Below are 20624 nucleotides of genomic sequence, written 5' to 3'. Positions count from 1 at the left end.
TTTAGTCACTTTCCATGACTCAAGGTAGAGCCTCCTTCTCCGAGCAGCTCGCGGACGACATAGTCCAGCTGATCCGCTCCGAGAGCCTCGGACCGGGCGACGTGCTCGAGTCCTCCCGCGACCTGGCCAAGCGGTTCGCCGTCACTACCCCGACCGTCCGGGAGGCCCTGCGCCGGCTGGAGGCCACCGGCGTGGTCGAGCTGCGGCACGGCTCGGGCACCTACATCGGGCCGGGCCTGGAGCGGTCGGTGCTGGCCAACCCGCACCGGCCGCACATCACCCGCTCGTCGGTGATCGAGCTCGTCCAGGCCCGCCTGGTCATCGAGCCCGGGATCGCCGCCCTGGCCGCGAGCGCCCGCGACGCCGGGGGGCTGCAGCGTCTGGAGGCCGCAACGGCCACGGCGCTGCAGCCCCCGGTGCACGGCCATCGCCCGGCGCTGAACTTCCACGTGGAGCTGGCCGCGGCGTCGGGCAACGGCCTGCTGCGCGAGACCGTCGAGGCGCTGCTGCACGTGCGTGCCACCGAACAGACGGAGATCCGGTTCCGGTACGACGACCGGCAGCGGGACCATGCCGAGCACCTGGAGATCCTCGGTGCGGTGCGCGACGGCGACGGCGCGGCCGCCGAGCGGTTGACGCGGGCGCACCTGACGACCATCCGGGAGTCGCTGGAGGCGGCTGACTTCGATGACGCCGGCACCGCGGGCGCCGTCGGGCAGGAGGCACCGTGACCGCGCCGGACCGCCTCGCGGAGATGACCACCCTGGAGGCCGCGGACGCCGTCGGGCGGGGCACGATCGTGCTGATCCCCGCGGGCGCGCTGGAGCAGCACGGCCCGGGCATGGCGCTCGGTACCGACCTGGTGCGGGCCGAGGCCGTGGTGGCCGAGGTCGCCTCGAACCTGGCCGGCCGGGTGGTGGTCGGGCCGTCGATCCCCGTGGGGGTCTCCCCGCACCACATGGCGTTCCCCGGCACGGTGACCCTGACGACGGGCACGTTCGCCGCCGTCGTGCGCGAGTACGTGACGAGCCTGCACCGGCACGGCTGGACCCGGTTCCTGGTGGTCACCGGGCATGGCGGCAACAACGCGACGCTGACCACGGTGGCGCAGGACCTGCTTGTCTCGCACCCGGGGATCCAGCTCGCGTGGTCGCCCCTGACCGCGCTGGCGGGTGACGCCGTGGCCGCCATGCGGCCGAGCGCGGTGTCCGGGCACTCGGGTGAGGCCGAGACCGCGCAGATGCTGCACATCGCACCGCACCTGGTGCACACCGACCGCCTCGAGCCGGGCACCACCACCCCGGACCAGCTCGACGACGTCTCCCGGACGGCGCGCCACCACGCGCAGCCCGCGCTCACCCTCCCGTACGACCGGCTCAGCCCCAACGGTGTGCTCGGCGACCCCCGCCGCGCCACCGCGGAGGACGGCGCCGCGATCGTGAAGGCCGTCGTCGGCCGGATCACGAACTTTCTGGAGGAGTGGCTAGCCGCGTAGCGGCGCCCGAAACCTGCACATCTTTTCCCTACCCCCCGACGCACCTGGCCCCCCAGGCGCCTGATCCGTCATGCCCGCACCCGTGGGCAGGATTTTCGAAAGGACTCGCATGTCAACGACGACAGCATCACCCGCCCACGCCGGCCCCGGAGGTGCCAGACGCCGGCCCGGCCGCCGTGCGGCGCTGCTCACCGCCCTGGCGCTGGCGGTCCCCGGCCTGGCCGGACCCATCGGCGCCACCTCGGCGTCCGCGATACCCGTGCTGCCCGACGCCGCGACATCGCCGTCGGGCAGCACGATCCAGGCCCTCGGCCGGTCCGAGGGCTGCGGGACCGACCCGGGCCAGGAGCCCGGGAGCAGCGTGCTGCGCACGCTGACCAGCGACGGGCGCGAGCGCACCGTCCAGCTGCACCTGCCCGACGGGTACCGCAGCGACCGCGCCTGGCCCGTCGTGCTGGTGTTCCACGGCCGCGGCAACACGGGCGCCGGCACCGAGGCGTTCTCGGGGCTGGACGCCCTGCCCGCGATCGTGGCCTACGGCAACGGCGTGATCGGCACCGGCGACGGCGACCGGCAGGCCTGGGAGGGCGCGCCCTACTCGGCGCCCGGGGTCGACGACGTCGCCTACACGAACGACCTGCTGGACACGCTCGAGTCCGAGCTGTGCGTGGACCCGCGGCGCGTGTACGCGACCGGCAAGTCCAACGGCGCGGGCTTCACCGGGATCCTCGCGTGCGAGCTCTCCGACCGGATCGCGGCGATCGCACCGGTCGCGGCCGCGCTCTACGGCACCGGGCACCCGGACTGCGACCCGGAACGTCCCGTGCCGGTGATCAGCTTCCATGGCACGCAGGACGCCACCATCCCGTACGACGGCGACGCCGATCGCGGGCTGCCGGCCATCCAGGACTGGGTCGGCGGCTGGGTCGAGCGCAACGACTGCCGCGTGCGGCCGCGGGTCGAGGAGACGGCGTTCGACGTGACCACGTCGAGCTGGACCCGCTGCGACGACGGCGCCGAGGTGACGCACGTGGCGGTGCTCGGCGGCGGCCACACCTGGCCGGGGGAGGACAGCTACTCCGGCGGCGGGTACGCCACGCACAGCATCGAGGCCCACGAGGTGATGTGGGACTTCCTGCGCGACGAGCGGCTGCCCACCCGGTTCGTCTGCGAGCGCGCTGGGCTGGGGGTGTCGTCATGACCACCACGTCCAACCCGGCGGCTCCCGGCACCGAGCCGGACCGCCTGCCCCGCGTGCTGCGGGCGCTCGCCGTCGTCGAGCGCATCGGCAACGCCCTGCCCCACCCGTTCTGGCTGTTCTGGCTCCTCGCGGCGATCCTCGGCGTGACCAGCGCCGCACTTGCCGCCGCGGGTGTCTCCGTGATCTCCCCGGCCGATGGCGAGGAGGTGGTGGTCCAGAACCTGCTCAGCGGTGAAGGGCTCGCCATGGCCGTCTCGACGGCCATCGACAACTTCGCCACGTTCGGCCCGATGGGCACCATCGTCGCCGTCATCATGGGTGTCGCGATCGCGGAGCGCACCGGCTTCCTGTCGGCGGCCATGAAGGTCTCCGTGTCCCGCGTGCCGGTCGGCTGGGTCGTCTTCGCCGTCGCGTTCGCCGGCACCGTCTCGCACGTCGCGAGCGCCGCCGCGTACATCATCCTGGTGCCGCTGGGCGGGCTCGCCTTCCGGGCGGTCGGCAAGTCGCCGATCCTCGGCGTCGTCGTGGCCTACACGTCCATCGCCTCCGGGTACGACGCGAGCCCGATCCCGACGCCGAACGACGCGATCTTCGCGGGCATCACCACGGAGGCCGCGCGGATCATCGACCCGACGGCGTACATCTCGCCGGTCAGCAACTGGTACTTCAACATCGGGTCCTCGCTGCTGCTGGCGATCGTGATCACCCTGGTCACGAACCTGGTCCTGGCCAAGCGCCCCGACCTCGGCGCCGACCCGGACGCGGACCTGGAAGACGTCGAGGGCCTCGAGCTCTCGCCGCGTGACCGGTCCGCGCTGCGCGCTGCGCTGCTGTCCGGCCTGGGCGCGATCCTGGTGGTCGTCGCGGTGGTGCTGCCGCCGTCGTCCCCGCTGCGCGGGGAGAACGGGAGCCTGACCGAGTCGCCGTTCCTGGACGGGATCGCGGCCATCGTGGCCGTGCTGTTCGCCCTGGTCGGCATCGTGTACGGGTGGCGGTCGGGGGCGATCACCAAGGCGGGCGACGTGCCGAAGCTCATGGCCGAGGGCGTGCGCCAGATGGCGCCCGTGCTGGTGCTGTTCTTCGCCATCGCCCAGTTCCTGGCGTACTTCGACTGGACCCACATCGGCGACGTCATCGCCGTGAACTCGGCGGAGGCGCTGGAGACCAGCGGTGTGCCGATCTGGGTGGTGTTCCTGGCGATCCTCGCGCTGCTGTCCCTGGTCAACGTGCTCGTGACCAGCGGTTCGGCGATGTGGGCCATCGCGGCACCCGTCGTCGTGCCGATGCTGATGCTGCTGGACGTGCCCGCCGAGACCACGCAGGCGCTGTTCCGCATCGCTGACTCCGGGTCGACCGCCATCACGCCGATGAGCCCGTACTTCATCATGGCGCTCGGCTTCCTCCAGCGGTATCGGAAGAACGCCGGCATCGGCACCCTCGCGTCGTACACGCTGCCGCTCGCGGTCTGCATGACGATCGCCTGGACGGCGCTGTTCTTCGCCTGGTGGGCCCTAGGCATCCCGCTGGGGCCGGGCGCCCCGGTGCGGTGAGCACCCGGTGACTGGAGGAGCCCGGTCCGCTTCGGCGGGCCGGGCTCTTGCCGTCATCCATGTGAGGGAGTCTCGTCGACATCTGATAAACATCAGAGTAGGCTTGGTCGTATGAAAAGGACGGCGACACTCACGGAGCTCCTTCGGACTCCGAAGGACGTCATAGCGATGGTCGAGAACGGGACCGTGCGCATCACCAGGCGTGACGCAGCGGACCTCGTGATGATGCGAGCAGGCGACCTCGAGTTCCTCGAGGAGGGCATCGGGCTGGCGAGCCGCATCATGCGGTCGGCGCTCGCGGCGAAGGGGGCGATGGCGGACGGTCTGAAGGACACGTTTGCGTGGGTTGCGCTGTTCTCCGACGGCGAGCGGGCGCAGTTCGCGGCCGAGATGGACCGCCTCGTGTGGAGCGCTGCTGAGCTCGGCGCCTACCAGGCGCTCCTGGACGAGTTTCGCCGGTGGGAGGGCACCGCGGAGGCTTACGCGGAGGGGATGCCGCGTGGCACCGGTGACGATCTGACCTGGCTCGATGAGTCGGTGAACGTGGAGCGCCCCTGACGATGGCAAAGAGCAGGGGGAACCTGGAAAGGCCGCTCAAGAGGGCGGAGTTCGCGATTCGATTCGCAACGCGGGATGCCGAGAAGGGTTGGCAGGACCTCTTGGCAACCGCACGAAACGCTGCCGTTGACGCCTGGGACTTTCTTACCAGGACGCCGTTGGAGCATGGAGCAGCCTGCTATCACCTCGCCGGTGAACTGAGCGTCGTCCGCATCGACGGACTGGACCACGACCGGTGGCAGTACAAGCCGACCAGCGGCGGCCGCATCTGGTACGTCGTCGTCCCGTCGGCCAAGGGATCCAAAGAACCGGGGCTCGTGCTGCTGGAGCGCGTCGTCACCGGGCATCCGAACGAGACGATCAAGAACCACCGCTGATACGAAATACCGAGGACCCCGGCCCGCTCCGGCGGGTCGGGGTCCTCGTATCTGACGCTGTGTACCGGCCTCGCGGAGTCCGGCGTCAGCGAACCGTGGTTCAGCCGCAGTTGCGCCAGCCGGTCACGAAGCTGTCGTAGTACCCCTGGCCCGACACCTCGCCCTTGACCATCACACAGTGGCCGTCCGTGCTGTTCCGGTACGACGCGCCGGCGTACGACGCGTAGGTGTCGTAGTCGTAGGAGTTGCGGTCGCCGCTGTCGAGCACCCGGTTGTTGTTGTCGTCGACCCAGAGCGAGACCCCCGTCGGCACGCTACCGGTCAGGTAGTTGTACGTGATCACACAGTTCTGGCCACCGCTGACAGACGAGTACCAGAGCTCGGTCCGGCCGAGCGACACGCCGCCGTCGGTGAGTTGCCACGTCGCTCTCAAGGTGCCGGAGCACGACGACTTGATCGGCCCGAACGACTCGGCGCTCGCGGGCGTCGCCAGGAGAGTGAGGGCGGCGAGCGCCCCGATCACGACGGCGATGGGTCGGCTGAATCTCATGGGTTGTCTCCTTTGACTGAACCTGATCCGTGCGCGTCAGGTCCGGCGCGCTCCTACGGTCGTAGGGAGCGACCGGTCCGGGCGGGGATACACGGCCGAGCCTGCCCAGGACCTGCCTAGGATCCGTCGTGTGACCGCTGCGCGTCGGAAGAGGAATCACCAGATCGCCGTGCTGGTGCTGGAGGGGGCCAAGCCGCTCGACGTCGGGATTCCTGCGCAGGTGTTCTCCAACCGGCCGAGCATGCCCTACGAGGTGCGGGTGTGCGGTGCGGCGCCGGGCCTCGTGACGGGCGGCGACGGGCTCTCGTACCACGTGGCCGAGGGCCTGGCGGCGCTCCAGCGTGCCGACACGATCTTCATCCCCGGGTATCGGACGCCGGCCGCCGCTGACCCGCCCGCCGTCGTCGTCGACGCGCTGAAGGCCGCGCACGCGCGGGGTGCGCGGCTCGCTGCCATCTCGACCGGGGCGTTCGCACTGGCGGCGACTGGTCTGCTCGACGGCAAACGAGCCACCACCCACTGGCACTACACCAAGGCGCTCCGGGAGCGGCACCCAAGGGTGCAGGTGGACGAGAACGTGCTGTTCGTCGACGAGGGCGGTGTGCTGACGTCGGCGGGAGCGGCGTCCGGCATCGACCTGTGCCTGCACCTGGTGCGGCGCGACCACGGCGTCGGGCTGTCCAACCACGTGGCCCGGCGGCTAGTGGCCGCGCCGTACCGCAGCGGGGGACAGGCGCAGTACGTGCCCCGCAGCGTGCCCGAGCCGCTCGGCGACCTGTTCGCCGAGACGCGCGAGTGGGCGCTGGCGCATCTGGCCGAGCAACTGACGTTGGACGGGCTCGCGCGCAACGCGCGGGTCTCGGCGCGCACCTTCTCGCGGCGGTTCGTCGAGGACACCGGCTACACACCGATGCAGTGGGTGCTCCGGGCGCGCGTGGACCTGGCGCGCGAGCTGCTGGAACGCAGCGACCTGAGCGTGGAGCAGATCGCGCACCGGGCCGGGCTCGGCACCGCGGCCAATCTGCGCCTGCACTTCCACCGGATCCTTGGGACGTCGCCGACGGAGTACCGGCACACGTTCTCCGCCTGAGCCGCAGGCTCAGGCGGCAACAGGCAGAGCCTGAGCCGGCTCCGCGCAAAGGAGTGGCGTGATCCTTGCGGGTGGTGGCTATATGTCTGGCGTGATGCTTGCGCACCATGGCCTTCCAGCCGCTGTCGCCGCGCGGGCGGTCCGCAGAGCATGGAGTCATGACTCGCATCGCCATCAACGGCTTCGGCCGCATCGGCCGTAACTCCCTCCGCGCCCTGCTCGAACGCGACAGCGACCTCGAGGTGGTCGCCGTCAACGACCTCACCGCCCCGGAGTCGCTCGCCCATCTGCTCAAGTACGACAGCGCGCTCGGCCGCCTCGGCCGTCCCGTCGAGGTGGACGGGACCGACCTGGTGGTCGACGGACGACGCATCAAGGTGCTCGCCGAGCGCGAGCCCGGCAAGCTGCCCTGGGCGGAGCTCGGCGTCGACATCGTGCTGGAGTCGACCGGCCGGTTCACCTCGGCCGACGCCGCCCGCGCGCACCTCGACGCCGGCGCCAGGCGCGTGCTGGTCAGCGCCCCCGCGACCGGCGCCGACGTCACGCTCGCCTACGGCGTGAACACGGACGCCTACGACCCGGCGCTGCACACGATCGTCTCGAACGCCTCGTGCACCACCAACGCACTGGCCCCGCTGGCGTCCGTCCTGGACGACCTGGCCGGGATCGAGCACGGCTTCATGACCACCGTGCACGCCTACACCCAGGAGCAGAACCTGCAGGACGGGCCGCACCGCGACCTGCGCCGGGCCCGGGCCGCCGCCGTCAACATCGCGCCCACCACCACTGGCGCGGCCAAGGCGATCGGCCTGGTGCTGCCGAACCTGAACGGGAAGCTGTCCGGCGACTCGATCCGTGTGCCCGTACCGGTGGGCTCCCTGGTGGAGCTGAACACCGCGGTCACGCGCGAGGTCTCCCGCGAGGACGTGCTCGCCGCCTACCGTGCCGCGGCCGACGGCCCGCTCCACGGCATCCTCGACTACTCCGACGAGCCGCTGGTCTCCAGCGACATCACCGGCCAGCCGGCGTCGGCGATCTTCGACGCCGCCCTGGTCCGCGTGGATGGCAAGCACGTCAAGGTCGTGGCCTGGTACGACAACGAGTGGGGCTTCTCGAACCGCGTGATCGACACGCTGGAGCTGCTCGCGCGGGTGTAGTGGAAGGATCGCCGCATGATGAACGGCCTGCCGTACCTCACCGCCGGAACAGGATCGCCCCTGGTGGTTCTGCTCTTCACGCCGGAGGCGGCCAACCCGACGGGCCTGGCCCGCTGGTCGACGATGCGGATGCTGCGCCCGTTCATCGAGCACTTCACCGTGTACGTCGTCAACCGCCCGCCCGGGCTGCCATCGACCACGACGATGGCCGACCTTGCGGCCGTCTACGCGGCAGCGCTCAGGTCCACGTTCGAGGGCCCGGTGAACGTGCTGGCCATCTCCACGGGCGGATCCATCGCCCTCCAGCTCGCGGCCGACCATCCCGACCTGGTCGGCCGCCTCGTCCTGGCCGGGACGGCCTGCGCGCTGGGCCCGGTCGGCAAACGGGCCCAGCGCGCCTACATCGAACGAGCGCGCCAGGGCAGGCGGCCGAGCCCCGCGCTGGCCGAGGTGGTCACCGAGTCGGCGATCGGTCAGCGACTGCTCAGCGGCCTGCTCTGGCTGTCGGACGGCGGCCACAAGGACCACACCGACGCCGTCACCGTGCTCAATGCCGAGGACGGCTTCGACCTGCGTGGACGGCTGAACGACATCAGGGCGCCCACGCTGCTGATCCAGGGCGACAAGGATCTCGTCTACCCGGTGGAGCTGGCCCGGCAGACGGTCGAGGGCATCCCCGGTGCCCGGCTCGTCGTCTACGCGGGTGTCAGTCACAGCGGCACGTTCAACGACAACCGCTTCGCCGTCGACGCACTCGCGTTCCTGAAGTAGCCGCGCCGCGCAAGCGGGCGGTGTCAGTCGCCGAACGCCGCCTGCGAGACCTCGTCCCAGGCCTCCCACTCGGCGAGGCGGGACGCGTACTCCTTCTGCATCAGCGGCAGCGCGCCCTTGCCGAAGAAGATCCGCCGCGGGGGCTCCTCCGCGTCGACGACGGCGAGGATGGCCGCGCGGGTCGCGGACGGGTCGGCACGCCGGGCCGACGCCGAGATCGGCGGGTTCGCGCGGAACTCGTCGTAGGCCGGCAGCTGCTCGGAGCGGATCGCGGAGCCCGCGGCCCAGTCCGTCGCGTAGCCGGCAGGCTCGACGAGGGTGACCTTGATCCCGAAGTCCTTGACCTCCATCGCGAGGCTCTGGGTGAAGCCCTCGACCGCAAACTTCGAGGCGATGTAGATGCCTACCCCGGGCAGGGCGAAGACGCCGGCGACCGACGAGACCTGGATGATGTGCCCGCTGCCCTGCTCGCGCAGGAACGGGAGGGCCGCCTGCGTCACCCAGAGGGTGCCGAAGAGGTTGGTCTCGATCTGGTCGTGCGCCTCCTGGGCGGTGGCCTCCTCGACCATCCCGAACAGGCCGTACCCGGCGTTGTTGATGACCACGTCGAGGCGGCCGAAGTTCTCGTGCGCCTGGGCGACGGCCGCGAAGGCCGCGTCGCGGTCGGTGACATCCAGCTGGATGGGCAGGATCTTGTCGCCGTACTTGGCCACGAGCGGGTCGAGGGTCTCGAGCTTGCGAGCCGTCGCCGCAACCTTGTCGCCGCGTTCGAGGGCTGCCTCGGTCCACTCGCGACCGAAACCGCGCGATGCGCCGGTGATGAACCAGATGCGCTCAGTCATTGTTACCTCCGTGGGTCCTGGGTCTTCGTTGCCTGACACCTACGAACCTAGGGACGGGCACTGCCCCGCAAGTGCGCGGAAAGTGCGCACCGGCTGACTACACATCCCGACGGCGCCGAGGGCGCCGGAACTGGCCACCGAGCCGTACGCTCGGCACGTGCCTGTCGTCCCGATGCCGCCCGACGCGACCGACCGAGGCGTCCGGTTCGCGCTCTACGGCGGCGTGCGCGTGTGGCGCGACGGGGTAGAGGTCGAGCTGGTCCAGCCCAAGCAGCGGGTGATCCTCGGCCTGCTCCTGGCGACCCCGGACCAGCAGGTGCCGCTGGGCGAGCTGATCGACGCCGCGTGGTCGGACCCGTCCGCCCCTTCGGTCGTGAACCAGGTGCGCCGGCATGTCGGCGAGCTGCGCCGCCTGTTCGAGCCGGACCTGCCGCGGCGCGACGTCGGCTCGTGGCTCCTGCCCACCGGCGGCGGCTACCGGCTGGCCCTGACCCCCGGCACGTCGGACGTGCTGGCCTTCCGCGAGCTTGTGCACCGGGCGGAGCAGGAGGCGGCGTCGGGGGCGGCCGACGGCGGCGTGGACCGCTACCTCGAGGCGCTCGCCATCGCGCAGGGCCCGGCGGGCGACGAGCCGCTGCGCCACCTGCCGGTGTTCGTCGGCCTGGAGGACGAGCGGCGCCGGGTCCTGACCGCCGCCGCACGCCTGGTGCGCCGGCCCGAGCAGGTCGCCGCCCTGCTCCCGCCCCTGCGCCTCGCGGCGACCCGCGACCCGCTGGACGAGGCCGCCCACGCGGGACTGGTGCGGGTGCTCACGCGCGCCGGCCGGCCCGCCGAGGCGCTGGCCACCTATGCCGCCGTCCGCACAACGCTCCTCGACGAGCTCGGGGCGTCTCCCGGCCGCGACCTGCGGGCCGCCCATGCGGAGGCGCTGCGGGGCGACGGCGACGGCGACACTGGCGCCGAGACCGGCGCCGACGGCGACACCGACGCAAGCCCCGCCGCGCCGTCACGCACCGCGACCCAACCGCCGTCGGCACCAGTGATCCCGCGCCAGCTGCCCTCGCCGCCGGCCGCGTTCGCCGGGCGGCACGAGGCGCTCGCGGCCATCGACGCCGCTCTGGGCGAGGGTGCGCTGGGGGCGGACCCGGCAGGGGAGGGCGCGCAGGTGGTCGTCGTCGCCGGGATGGCCGGCGTCGGCAAGACCTCCCTGGCCCTGAAGTGGGGCGGCCTGCACACCGCCGACTACCCGGACGGCCTGCTCTACGTGGACCTGCGCGGGTTCGACGCCGTCGCGCCGCCGCTGGACCCGGCCGAGGCGCTGCGGGACCTGCTGGAAGCACTCGGCGTCGCGCCGCAGGCACTCCCGGACTCGGCGGACGCCCGGTCCGCCCTGCTGCGCAGCCTCCTCGCTGGCCGCCGCGCCCTGCTCGTCCTGGACAACGCGCACGACTCGGCGCAGGTCGAACCGCTCCTGCCCGGCGACGGCCCGGCAACCGCCCTGGTGACCAGCCGCAACCAGCTGCGCGGGCTCGCCGTGCGCCGGCAGGTGCCGCTGGTCCGGCTGGAGCCGTTCGACGACGACGAGATCCTGGATTTCTTCGACCGCCGGCTCGGCGCCGCACACCTGACCGGTGGTACTCAGCCGCTCCTGGCGATCGGCCGGCACTGCGGCGGCCTGCCGCTCGCCGTGGCGCTCGTGGCCGCGCGGGCCGCGGCCAACCCCGGGTTCCCGCTCGACCTCTTCGCGCGGGAGGTCGGCCAGTCGCGCGCCCTCGACGCGCTGAGCGATCCGGACGCCGGTCCCGACCTGCGCAGCGTGCTCACCTGGTCCTACGAGGGGCTGTCCGACGGCGCGGCCCGGCTCTTCGCCCGGCTGAGCGTGGTCCCGGGACCGCAGATCTCCACGGCGTCCGCGGTCAGCCTCGCCGGCCTGCTGGCGCACGAGACGCACAAGCACCTGACCGAGCTGACGTCGGCGAGCTTGCTGCGCCAGTCGGCGCCCGGCCGGTACGTGCTGCACGACCTGTTGCGCGAGCTCGCGACCGAGCTGCTCGGCGACGAACGCGACCGGGTGGTCGCCCGGTACGTCGAGCACTACGTGCGCTCCGCCCGGGAGGCGGTCCTCAACTTCGGCCGCCCGCCCGTCGCGCCGCTGGGCGAGGTGGACCCGACGGTCGTGCCGGAACTGTTCCCGGATCGCGCCCAGGCGCTGCGTTGGTACGTCGCCGAGCGCGCCGGGCTGCGTGCGGCCTTCGCCGCCGCGGTCAGCCGCGGTGACCATCGGTCGGCCGTGCTCCTGTACCTCGACTGCCGTCCGATCAACGATTCGGTCGACTCCACCGCGGACACCCTGCCGCTGGCCCGCGCGGCGGCCGAGTCCGTCGAGCACGTCGACGACGTCGTGCTGCGCGCCGAGTGCCACCGCGCCGTCGCGGCCAAGTACGCCCGCCACGGCGACCAGGACCACGCGCGGACCTACTACGACCTCGCCGAGCAGGAGTACACGAGCCTCGACGACCGGTCGGGCCAGGCGAGCGTGCTCAGCAGCCGGGCGATGACGCTCGACCTCGACCCGGAGGAACGGATCAGCCTGGTCGACGACGCCGTGACGCTGCTGCGCGAGACCGGCGACACCGGCCTGCTCGTGGCCGCGCTCCACGCCCAGGCCCTCGCCCTGTGCTGGGCTGGTCGGTACGACGACGCCCTGCGCCCCCTCGGCGAGTGCGTCACCCTCGCGACGCCCCACCCGGGCTCCGGGCACGTCGAGGCGCGCGCCATGGCCGAGATCGCGACCGCCCACTTCGGTGCCGGGCGCCCTGAGGACGCCATCCTGGCCGCCGAGCGCGCCTTCCCGCTGCTCGCGTACGAGGCGGACACCCTGGGCGAGGTCGGGCTGCAGCTGGTCTACGGGGACGCGCTGGCCGCGGTCGGACGCCGCAAGGACGCGCGGCGCGCCTGGGAACGCTTCCTGGCCCTGGCGACCAGCCCCGGTCTGGTTGACGACGTCGTCGCCCGGCGCGGCATCGGCGACGGCGCGACGGTCATCGCCCGGGTCGAGCGTGAGCTGGCCGAAGGCAGGCACGCCGCCCGCTCATGACCCATACGCTCAAGTGGCATGGATGAGCGAGCGGCGCGCCCGTGGGGTCAGAAGGTCCAGCGCTGCCCCTCGGTGCCGGAGCAGGCGCGGATCTCCAACCGTTGGCCCTCGTGCAGGGGTGCGCCGCCGACCGCCGTCAGGCACTTGCCCGACTGCGGGTTGACGATCGCCTGGGTGGCGGACCGGTAGGTCCAGCCCTGCGCCCCGGTGCCGTTGCAGTCCCAGAGCTGCACAACTGCGCCGTCCGCCGTGCTGCCCCCGGAGATGTCCATGCACCGGCCCAGCGCGCTGAGCGTCGAGGCCGACCGGGCCCAGGTCTGCGCACCGTTGCCGCTGCAGTTCACGATCTGCAACGGGTTGCCGTTGACCGAGCTGGCCCAGGGCACGTCCACACACATGCCGTTGGCCGCACGCACCGCCCCCGTACCCGCCGGGAGCGCGTCGCCGCCACCGCCACCGCCACCGGTGCCGGCGATCGGTGTCGCCGCGCCCTGGAACGGGTCGAGCTGCATGTAGGCGGCGGTCGGGTTGCCGTCGTGCACCAGGGACTCCTGCGCCACCACATCGTCGAACGCGAAGGCGTAGGCCTTGCCGTTCGCCATCTGCTGGTGGATGAACTTGGCGTAGTAGTCGGTCATGGAGTCCAGGTAGTACCCGGAGGTGTCCGTGCCCGGCTGCGTGGTGGTGGTCAGCAGGGTCGAGCGGTGGAACCCGGCGCACAGCGTGCGGGCGATCGCGCCGATGTCGTTGTTCGGCGCCGCGAGGTCGTTGTAACAACCGAAGATCGAGTCGCTCGACGGCTTGCGGAACTCGGTGACGTACCCGCCGGAGGCGTTGGTGAACCGCATGACGCCGTTCACCACTCGGCCCGTGAACCGCGCGGCCGGGTCATAGGAGTACGGAGCGACGATCAGGTTCTCGTTCGTGTACTTGGCCCACACCCGGTCGACATAGCTGGACAGGATGTTCGGGTCCATCTGCCCGGTCCCGATCCCGTGGCTGGGGGCCAGGATGCGCAGCAGGGAGCCGTCAGGGGCGCGCTGCGCGAGGTTGCTCCAGCCAGGCGTCGCCGCCAGGGCGTTGACGACGTTCTGGTAGCCGTCGGGCTTGAGCATGCCCGTGCTGAGCACTGAACCGCCGCCCGTGCGCAGCCCCGTCTGGTACGGCGCGGAGAGGAAGTCGACCTGGGTGCTGTTGATCCACAGACCGGCGTCGTTCAGCGTGAACTCGGTCCAGGCGAACAGCTTGTTGCGGTTCGGGTCGCTCGGGTTCTGCACGGCCGGCTGGACCAGCCGCCCGTTGTTGACGACCTTGAACGACAGCTTGCTGCCGTACGAGAAGTACACCCGGCCGGACAGCTTGGGCAGCTGGATGGTCATGGACTGCCCGTCGGCCGGTCCGGCGATCGACGCGTCGGGCGCGTCCACCGGCACCCCGCCCACAGTGGGCCACTGGTGGAACACGCCCGCGGCGTCCGACCAGCCCAGCCGGTCCTCGCCGGGCGTGCCGAGCACGTAGATGAACACCTGGTCACCACGGCCGGAGTCGTTGGTGATGGTCAGGGGGATCGTGGCGGGGACAGCGCTTGCGGGGGCAGGCTGCGCGACGACGAGCGCGGCCGCCGTGATGGCGAGCACGCCGAACGCGGCCACGCCGTTGAGCAGGGTGCGGAGTCGGGGCCTTCGAGCCCGGGAATGGGTAGGTGACATGGGGATCTCCTCGTTCCGTCTAGTACGTCGTTGTACTTGCTGGACCTTCCGCCGGAGTAGCAGCAAACCGGATGTTAGTGAGGAACCCTGCCAATGTCACTAGTTGGACACGACCAATTTGGGAGCGCTCCCACACCGCGCGCGGCCTTCACCCGCTGGGCGTGTGGCGGGACGGCCGCGCTGACTTCGGTCCCTTGCTTGCAGGGGGCGGCGAGATCGGTCCGTTGCTCTGAGATCGGTCCAACGATTGACCGATCTCAGAGCAAGCGACCGATCTCACTGACTTCGGTCATACGTCCGACCGATCTCAGGCCCAGTGCGGGCCAACGCGAGGAGGCGCGTGGTGAACAGTCGGCGTAGTCACCCACTTTGTCCCCCACTGGCTGTCCGGGCGGTGCTCGGGGTAGCGCAAAAGGCCCTCCGCTCAGCGTTTCCGCTGGTCGGAGGGCCTTCTCTCACGGTGGGCGATACTGGGATCGAACCAGTGACCTCTTCGGTGTGAACGAAGCGCGCTACCCCTGCGCCAATCGCCCGTGCTGCTCACCCCGCAGGGCGTGCGTGGACGATATTAGCCTGGTTCGAGCGCGGATGCGAAATCCGAATCGCCGGATCGAGCGGTAGCCGGGCGGGATCCGGGTCAGGGATCGAGGCGCTCGCGCATGAGCCGCTCGAACACTTCGCGCGCGGTGCTCGACAGCTCACCGATCGCCAGGTCGGCGCCGTCCAGCCACACCGTGGGCTGCACGTTCCGTACCGACCCGGTCAGCAGCATCTCGGCCTCTCCGGCTGCCACCTGGTCGAGCACCGAGAACGGAAGCTCGCCGTCCTTGGCCTCCCGCACCGGCAGCCCTTCCTCGGCGCCCCACTCGAGCAGCAGCTCGCGCGTGATCCCGGCGAGGCAGCCCGAGCTCAGCGGGGGAGTGACCAGCTCCCCGTCGAGCTCGAGGAACACGTTCGAGCCAGTGCCCTCGCACAGGTCGCCCTGTGTGTTCGCGAAGACCGACTCGTCGGCGCCCTTCCTGATGGCGTCCGCGAGCGCCACGACGTTCTCGGCGTACGACGTCGTCTTCAGCCCGGCGACCGCGCTGCGCTCGTTGCGGGTCCAGGGGGAGCGCGCGGCCCGCCCGGTCGGCACGATGACGGCGGCGCTCGCCGCGACGATCACGGTCTGCGGCCCGTCCGAGCGCCCGGAGGCGAGCGGCCCCACGCCGTCGGTCACCGTGATCCGCAGCCGCCCCGCGTCGGGGGCGGCGGCCAGGACGGCGGCGACGCCGTCGCGCACCTTCTGCTCGTCGGGTGCCGCCATGCCCATGCCCGACGCCGAACGCCCCAGCCGCGCGAGGTGCCGCGTCAGGGCGAACGCCTGCCCGTCGAGGACGGCGCAGGTCTCGAAGACCCCGTCGCCGACAGTGATGCCGTGGTCGACCGCGCTCAGCGCGGCCTCGTCCGGGGCGACCAAACGCCCTTCTGTCCAGATGACCGTCATGTCGCTCAGTCTGTCATCGGCGCAGCGTCACGTGCGTGACCTCGGGTGTGTGCCGCACGGTGGTGGAGGCGAACTCGATGGGCGGCACGCTGTCGAACACGCGCGTGCCCGAGCCGAGCGTGAACGGCACGACGTGCAGCCGCAGCTCGTCGACGTGCCCGGCGGCGAGGTACTCGTTCAGCGTCGTGGCCCCGCCGGTGATGGAGATGTCGCCGTCCCCCGCGGCCTCCCGCGCCTGGGCGAGGGCGCTCTCGATGCCGTCGGTGACGAAGTGGAAGGTGGTGCCGCCCTCCATCGGGACCGGCTCGCGTTCGTGGTGGGTGAGCACAAAGACCGGCCCGTGGTACGGCGGGTTGTCGCCCCACCAGCCCGTCCAGTCCAGATCCCACGGCCCGCGCCCGGCGGTGAACATGTTGCGCCCCATGATGTACGCGCCGGCGCCGACGATGGCGTCCACCTCGGCCTTGTGCGCGTCCCCGTGCTCGAACATCCAGGTGTGCAGGCGTTCGCCCGCGACCGGCCCGAACGGGTGCTCGAGGCTCTGGTCGTGCCCGGCGGAGTAGCCGTCGAGCGAAACTGCCAGGTCTGCTTTGACGATTCCCATGCCTGTCCGACGGCGGACGCGGCCCGGACTCATCGGTCGCCGGTGCTCGCGCCGTCGGACGGGTCGGCAGGCGGGCCCGACGGCGCGGACGCCAGCGCGACCAGCCGCTCGGCCTTGAGCTCGGTCTCGAACCACTCCGCCGTCGGGTCGGAGCCCCAGGTGATACCGGCGCCGGTGCCGAAGCGGAGAACGCCGCCGGTCCCGTCGTCGGCCCACCAGAAGGTGCGGATGCCGACGGCGAGCGACGCGCGGCCGTCCTCGACCCACCCGATCGCCCCGCAGTACGGGCCGCGCGGCACGGGCTCCAGCTCGCGGATGATCCGCAGCGCGCTCGACTTGGGCGCACCCGACACGGAGCCGGGCGGGAACGTACCGGCCAGCAGCCGGCGCCACAGCTCGCCGGAGCGGACGACGTCGTCGGACAGCGTGCCCCGCACGCGGGAGACCAGGTGTACCAGGCCGGGGTGCTCCTCGACGGCAAGCAGGGAGGTGACCTCGACCGTGCCCGGGCGGCAGACGGTCTGCAGGTCGTTGCGCACAAGATCAGTGATCATCACGTTCTCGGCGCGGTCCTTTTCGGTGAGCCCGTCGGGTGTGCGGGCTGTGCCCTTGATCGGGCCCGACTCGACGACCGGACCGTCCGCGCCCGGCCCCACGGAGAGGTACAGCTCGGGGGAGGCGCTCACCACCCACACGGGGTCCAGCCCGGTCGTGGCGGGGACGTGGACGGCGGCGGCGTACGGCGCCGGGTTGCCCGCGGCGAGCCGGGCGGCGAGCGCCCGGGCGTCGGGCTCGGCGGGGCCCTGCAGCGGCGCGGAGAGCACGCGGCAGATGTTGGCCTGGTAGACGTCGCCGTCGTGCACGTAGGCGCGGACCCGGTCGACGGCGGCCTCGTAGGTGGCGCGGTCCATCGAGGAGGTCCAGGCGTCGCGGGCCGGTCCGTGCCAGGTGGTGGCGGGTGGCGCTCCGGCGTCGTGCACTTCTGTGAAGCGCCATGCGCGCGTCCGGCCCTCGAACTCCGCGACGACGAACCAGGTGCCGGTCTCGAGCCGTTCGGGTTCGGCAAGGACGTCGATGCACTCGACGGCGTCGGTCGCGAAACGTCCGGCGAAGCTTGCCCAGCCGGTGTCTCCGGTCACGTCGGGCGGCGGGGCGGGCGGACCGGGGTGGGGCCGAACCAATGGGATCGTGCGGTTTGCGGGCGGATGGGCCGATCTGGATGACACGAGACAACCGTACGGGCGGCGCGCGCGATTGGACGGTTCGCCCCCCGTTCGATTAATGTTCAGATCACGCCGGAACACCGGGGGAAGACCCCAGGATGCCCGGCTTCGCGGATGTAGCTCAGTGGTAGAGCATCACCTTGCCAAGGTGAGGGTCGCGGGTTCAAGTCCCGTCATCCGCTCGGTACGTCGCTCTCGTGATTGTTCGGCTGATGAGAGCAGCCGCAGGTCGTACGTTGGCCGGGCGGTGGGTTGGCCGAGTGGCGAGGCAGCGGCCTGCAAAGCCGTATACACGGGTTCGAATCCCGTACCCACCTCGTTGCACGACGGGCGATTGGCGCAGCGGTAGCGCGCTTCCCTGACACGGAAGAGGTCACTGGTTCGATCCCAGTATCGCCCACCCGGAACGCAAGGCCCTCTGACCAGCGGAAACGCAGGTCAGAGGGTTTTTTGCTGTGCCACAGAACGTGAGCCGGTAGACCAGACCGAGGTCATCGCGGCGGAGGTCCGGAGGATTCTCGTACCACCAGCTGGACCGAAAGCGTCTCGCTCGGCGCGGCTTCATCAGGGGCGCCGTCGAGCAGCGCCATCAGAACCTCGACGCTGCGCTCGGCGAGCTGGCCGCGCGGGGTGCGGACGGTGGTGAGCGGGGGAGAGGTTCCCGCAGCTGCGGGAACATCGTCGAAGCTCACGACGGAGATGTCGCGTGGAACGTGGACGCCGAGCTCGCGCGCGGCGGTCAGCGCGCCGAGGGCGACCTCGTCCGCGCCGATGAAGACCGCGGTCGGCCGCTCGGCCGCATCGACGCTCATGATCGACGAGAGCACCTCGTAGCCGAAAGCTTCCGTGTAGCGGCCGCTGTACCGGAGCTGGGCGTCGGGGTCCAGCCCGGCGCCCAGGAGTGCATCGTGCCAGCCTCGGCGGCGTTCGCGCACCGACGAGAGGTCTTCCGGGCCTGTCGCGACCGCGATGCGCCGGTGTCCCAGCGAGACCAGGTGCTTCACCGCCTGCCAGCCGCCTGAGTAGTCGGCCACCGCGATGCGTGGAGCGTCGCCCGCGCCGTCGACCGCCTCGTCGACGAGCACCAGCGGGATACGCGCCTCGGCGATGCGATGTACCGCAGGATCGCGGCGCCGCTCCGCGAGGTAGAGCACGCCGTCCGGTGCCAGCGCGAGCAGCCGCGCCACGGCGTCGGCGTCGGCGGGGGTCGCACCGCGCGCCGAGACGATGAGCGCGGTGCGTCCCTGGGCGCGCAACGACGCCGAGACGGTCTCCGCGATCGTGCCGTAGTACGCGTTCGCGAGGTCGGGAACCACTACGCCGACCAGTCCTGTCCGTCTTGCCGGGCCCCGGAGCGGCGCCACGTAGCCCAGCCGCCGGATGGCCCGTTCCACGGCGACGAGGGTCTCGCCGCGCAGGGTGAGCGTGCCGCGCAGGAACCTCGACACGGTCGACGGCGAGACGCCCGCCGCGGCCGCGACGGCCCGCAGACTGACTCGCTCGACGTCCCTGTCGTCGTCCATGCGCGGCCTCCCAGAACGTTGCGCAACACTACGGCCTTTCAGCTCGCTCGCTGCACTTTTCGGCTCAACCGTAACGTTCCTTTTACTTCGCACGATGCGCAACGAAACGCAACACGCCCAGGATGGCGCGAAATCGAAGCCCGCGAGGAGAGCATGATGGCACCGTCGAACCGCCGCCCGCCCGTCCGGATGAGCGCTGCCGGCGGCGTTGTGATCGCCGCCCTGATCCTGACCTCATGTGTCGGCGGTGGTGCGGCGGCTCCTGACGAGGCTGTGGATCCCGCCGACTTCGAAGGGCTCGAGCTGACCATGTGGTCGGGTGTGCCGTACGAGCCGTTCATGTCGTTGAACCAGGAGCAGCTCAGTGCCTGCGCCGCGGAGATCGGTGCGACGGTCACCGCCGAGGCCTACCCCAGCGCCGAATTCGGCACGCTTGTCCTGCAGGCCGGGGCCTCCGACGGTCTGCCCGACCTGCTCATGGTCCCGTCGAGCGACCTGCCGCAGTATGCCGAGGGCGGCATCCTCACCGACCTGGCGTCGTCGTACGAGCTCGCGCCCGACGACCTTGCCGACTCGACGGTGGATATGGGGATGTATGACGGCACGCTCTACGGGATCGCCTCGCACGTCGAGGTGGGCGCGCTGCAGTACGACACCGCTCTGGTCGATACACCGCCCACGACGTTCGAGGAGCTGCGCGCGCAGGCTGCCGAGCTCACGACTCCTGATCGATACGGCATCGCCCTGCCCGGCAACTCCGATGGTGCCGCCTCGTTTTTCCTGCTCGGCTTCATCCTGAGTGCGGGTGGCGACCCCGGCGACTTCGAGTCGCCGGGAACAGTCGCCGCGATCCAGCTCTACAAGGACCTCGTTGCCGACGGCAGCATGTCGCCGGAGATGGTCAGCTGGGGCTGGGACTTCCAGGACCAGTTCGACTCCGGCGCGGCGGCGATGACGGTCAACGGTCCCTGGGCGGCGATGCCCGAGGACGGGGAGCCGACGCCGGGCTTCGCCCCGTACCCCACATCTGCCGGCAGTGAGGCCCGGCAGGCGATCACCGCCTCCGAGTGGACGATCCCCGTCACCGATCCGCTGCACCAGGCAGCCGCGGCCGAGATCCTCGAGTGCCGCCTCGCGGCGGACAACCAGCTCGAGGTCGCCCAGGTCCAGTACTACATCCCGGCCCGGCTCGAGGTGGGCGCGCAGTGGGAGGCCGACGTCCCCGAGGTGGAGGCGTTCACCTCGGCTGTCGCGGATGCGTACAACCAGGGTGGCGAGCTCGGCGACGAGTGGTACACGACCAGCACCCAGCTGGCCAACGCCATCCAGTACGCGGTCGTCGGGGACCTGTCGGCGGCCGAAGCGCTGCAGCGTGCGGCCTCGGAGTAGCC

At 71.4% G+C, this 20624-nt stretch carries 18 protein-coding genes and 4 tRNA genes; 14 read left to right on the top strand and 8 right to left on the bottom strand.

All coding sequences use genetic code 11. The features are described 5' to 3' along the window. Nucleotides 1–14 precede the first annotated feature (14 nt). The 6 genes from AB1046_RS06930 to AB1046_RS06905 all read left to right on the top strand — a co-directional run bounded on the left by AB1046_RS06930 (nt 15) and on the right by AB1046_RS06905 (nt 5181). Nucleotides 15–731 (top strand): FadR/GntR family transcriptional regulator, encoded by a 717-nt coding sequence (locus AB1046_RS06930; protein WP_369373696.1) that lies wholly within the window; start codon nt 15–17, stop codon nt 729–731. Further along, nucleotides 728–1495, top strand: a complete 768-nt coding sequence (locus AB1046_RS06925) for a creatininase family protein (RefSeq protein WP_369373694.1) — start codon at nt 728–730, stop codon at nt 1493–1495. The genes AB1046_RS06930 and AB1046_RS06925 overlap by 4 nt, the downstream gene beginning before the upstream one ends. A 109-nt stretch (nt 1496–1604) precedes the next feature. Further along, entirely contained in the window at nt 1605–2696 is a 1092-nt protein-coding gene (locus AB1046_RS06920) for a PHB depolymerase family esterase (protein WP_369373692.1), read from the top strand. After that, a complete protein-coding gene (locus tag AB1046_RS06915; RefSeq protein WP_369373690.1) occupies nt 2693–4246 on the top strand; it encodes an AbgT family transporter in 1554 nt (517 codons plus the stop codon). The genes AB1046_RS06920 and AB1046_RS06915 overlap by 4 nt, the downstream gene beginning before the upstream one ends. Nucleotides 4247–4414: 168 nt before the next feature. Next, nucleotides 4415–4804: a hypothetical protein gene (locus AB1046_RS06910; RefSeq protein WP_369373688.1), complete on the top strand. Its 390-nt coding sequence runs from the start codon at nt 4415–4417 to the stop codon at nt 4802–4804. A gap of 2 nt (nt 4805–4806) precedes the next feature. Beyond that, the gene (locus AB1046_RS06905) at nt 4807–5181 is read left to right on the top strand and encodes a hypothetical protein (RefSeq protein WP_369373686.1); all 375 of its coding nucleotides are present in this window, start codon (nt 4807–4809) and stop codon (nt 5179–5181) included. A 100-nt stretch (nt 5182–5281) separates the two neighbouring features. On the opposite strand, the gene AB1046_RS06900 is transcribed toward AB1046_RS06905, so the two are convergent. Further along, the gene (locus tag AB1046_RS06900; protein WP_369373684.1) at nt 5282–5731 is read right to left on the bottom strand and encodes a hypothetical protein; all 450 of its coding nucleotides are present in this window, start codon (nt 5729–5731) and stop codon (nt 5282–5284) included. A gap of 130 nt (nt 5732–5861) precedes the next feature. Here AB1046_RS06900 and AB1046_RS06895 point away from each other — a divergent pair, with 130 nt between their 5' ends. The 3 genes from AB1046_RS06895 (at nt 5862) to AB1046_RS06885 (ending at nt 8749) form a co-directional block, all read left to right on the top strand. After that, nucleotides 5862–6821 carry a GlxA family transcriptional regulator gene (locus AB1046_RS06895; RefSeq protein WP_369373682.1) on the top strand — a complete coding sequence of 320 codons (960 nt, stop codon included), beginning with the start codon at nt 5862–5864 and terminating at the stop codon, nt 6819–6821. 158 nt (nt 6822–6979) lie between these two features. Further along, nucleotides 6980–7978, top strand: a complete 999-nt coding sequence (gene gap, locus AB1046_RS06890) for a type I glyceraldehyde-3-phosphate dehydrogenase (RefSeq protein ID WP_369373680.1) — start codon at nt 6980–6982, stop codon at nt 7976–7978. A gap of 15 nt (nt 7979–7993) precedes the next feature. Then, nucleotides 7994–8749, top strand: a complete 756-nt coding sequence (locus AB1046_RS06885) for an alpha/beta fold hydrolase (protein ID WP_369373678.1) — start codon at nt 7994–7996, stop codon at nt 8747–8749. Between the two features lie 23 nt (nt 8750–8772). Here AB1046_RS06885 and AB1046_RS06880 read toward each other — a convergent pair whose 3' ends face one another. Beyond that, nucleotides 8773–9591, bottom strand: coding sequence for an SDR family NAD(P)-dependent oxidoreductase (locus AB1046_RS06880; RefSeq protein WP_369373676.1), 819 nt, complete (start codon nt 9589–9591; stop codon nt 8773–8775). 157 nt (nt 9592–9748) lie between these two features. Between AB1046_RS06880 and AB1046_RS06875 the strand changes: the two genes are divergently transcribed. Beyond that, nucleotides 9749–12688 carry a BTAD domain-containing putative transcriptional regulator gene (locus AB1046_RS06875; protein ID WP_369373674.1) on the top strand — a complete coding sequence of 980 codons (2940 nt, stop codon included), beginning with the start codon at nt 9749–9751 and terminating at the stop codon, nt 12686–12688. Nucleotides 12689–12735: 47 nt separating this feature from the next. Here AB1046_RS06875 and AB1046_RS06870 read toward each other — a convergent pair whose 3' ends face one another. The 5 genes from AB1046_RS06870 to AB1046_RS06850 form a co-directional block, all read right to left on the bottom strand. Beyond that, entirely contained in the window at nt 12736–14397 is a 1662-nt protein-coding gene (locus AB1046_RS06870; protein WP_369373672.1) for a beta-1,3-glucanase family protein, read from the bottom strand. A 461-nt stretch (nt 14398–14858) separates the two neighbouring features. Next, nucleotides 14859–14930: transfer RNA gene (locus AB1046_RS06865), tRNA-Val, on the bottom strand. A gap of 104 nt (nt 14931–15034) precedes the next feature. Next, entirely contained in the window at nt 15035–15883 is an 849-nt protein-coding gene (locus tag AB1046_RS06860) for an aminotransferase class IV (RefSeq protein WP_369373670.1), read from the bottom strand. 13 nt (nt 15884–15896) lie between these two features. Beyond that, nucleotides 15897–16487: a dihydrofolate reductase family protein gene (locus tag AB1046_RS06855; RefSeq protein ID WP_369373668.1), complete on the bottom strand. Its 591-nt coding sequence runs from the start codon at nt 16485–16487 to the stop codon at nt 15897–15899. A 29-nt stretch (nt 16488–16516) separates the two neighbouring features. Next, a complete protein-coding gene (locus tag AB1046_RS06850) occupies nt 16517–17626 on the bottom strand; it encodes a chorismate-binding protein (RefSeq protein WP_369373666.1) in 1110 nt (369 codons plus the stop codon). Nucleotides 17627–17820: 194 nt separating this feature from the next. Between AB1046_RS06850 and AB1046_RS06845 the strand changes: the two genes are divergently transcribed. The 3 genes from AB1046_RS06845 (at nt 17821) to AB1046_RS06835 (ending at nt 18110) form a co-directional block, all read left to right on the top strand. After that, a tRNA-Gly gene (locus AB1046_RS06845) sits at nt 17821–17892 on the top strand. Between the two features lie 64 nt (nt 17893–17956). Further along, nucleotides 17957–18027, top strand: a tRNA-Cys gene (locus AB1046_RS06840). An 11-nt stretch (nt 18028–18038) separates the two neighbouring features. Next, nucleotides 18039–18110, top strand: a tRNA-Val gene (locus AB1046_RS06835). 91 nt (nt 18111–18201) lie between these two features. On the opposite strand, the gene AB1046_RS06830 is transcribed toward AB1046_RS06835, so the two are convergent. Beyond that, on the bottom strand, nt 18202–19233 hold the full coding sequence (locus AB1046_RS06830; RefSeq protein WP_369373664.1) for a LacI family DNA-binding transcriptional regulator: 1032 nt from the start codon (nt 19231–19233) through the stop codon (nt 18202–18204). A 156-nt stretch (nt 19234–19389) separates the two neighbouring features. Between AB1046_RS06830 and AB1046_RS06825 the strand changes: the two genes are divergently transcribed. Further along, nucleotides 19390–20622, top strand: a complete 1233-nt coding sequence (locus tag AB1046_RS06825; protein WP_369373662.1) for an extracellular solute-binding protein — start codon at nt 19390–19392, stop codon at nt 20620–20622. Nucleotides 20623–20624: the final 2 nt, after the last annotated feature.

This window comes from Promicromonospora sp. Populi, assembly GCF_041081105.1.
Lineage (GTDB): Bacteria > Actinomycetota > Actinomycetes > Actinomycetales > Cellulomonadaceae > Promicromonospora.
The sequence above is the reverse complement of the archived record's forward strand: the minus strand, read 5'-3'. Positions and strand labels throughout refer to the sequence as shown.

Coding starts and splice junctions, on each gene's coding strand:
- AB1046_RS06915 (WP_369373690.1), top strand. CDS start 2,693: ATGACCACCACGTCCAACCCGGCGGCTCCCGGCACCGAGCCGGACCGC.
- AB1046_RS06870 (WP_369373672.1), bottom strand. CDS start 14,397: ATGTCACCTACCCATTCCCGGGCTCGAAGGCCCCGACTCCGCACCCTG.
- AB1046_RS06830 (WP_369373664.1), bottom strand. CDS start 19,233: ATGGACGACGACAGGGACGTCGAGCGAGTCAGTCTGCGGGCCGTCGCG.
- AB1046_RS06885 (WP_369373678.1), top strand. CDS start 7,994: ATGATGAACGGCCTGCCGTACCTCACCGCCGGAACAGGATCGCCCCTG.
- AB1046_RS06860 (WP_369373670.1), bottom strand. CDS start 15,883: ATGACGGTCATCTGGACAGAAGGGCGTTTGGTCGCCCCGGACGAGGCC.
- AB1046_RS06880 (WP_369373676.1), bottom strand. CDS start 9,591: ATGACTGAGCGCATCTGGTTCATCACCGGCGCATCGCGCGGTTTCGGT.
- AB1046_RS06855 (WP_369373668.1), bottom strand. CDS start 16,487: ATGGGAATCGTCAAAGCAGACCTGGCAGTTTCGCTCGACGGCTACTCC.
- AB1046_RS06825 (WP_369373662.1), top strand. CDS start 19,390: ATGGCACCGTCGAACCGCCGCCCGCCCGTCCGGATGAGCGCTGCCGGC.
- AB1046_RS06905 (WP_369373686.1), top strand. CDS start 4,807: ATGGCAAAGAGCAGGGGGAACCTGGAAAGGCCGCTCAAGAGGGCGGAG.
- AB1046_RS06930 (WP_369373696.1), top strand. CDS start 15: ATGACTCAAGGTAGAGCCTCCTTCTCCGAGCAGCTCGCGGACGACATA.
- AB1046_RS06900 (WP_369373684.1), bottom strand. CDS start 5,731: ATGAGATTCAGCCGACCCATCGCCGTCGTGATCGGGGCGCTCGCCGCC.
- AB1046_RS06910 (WP_369373688.1), top strand. CDS start 4,415: ATGGTCGAGAACGGGACCGTGCGCATCACCAGGCGTGACGCAGCGGAC.
- AB1046_RS06920 (WP_369373692.1), top strand. CDS start 1,605: ATGTCAACGACGACAGCATCACCCGCCCACGCCGGCCCCGGAGGTGCC.
- gap (WP_369373680.1), top strand. CDS start 6,980: ATGACTCGCATCGCCATCAACGGCTTCGGCCGCATCGGCCGTAACTCC.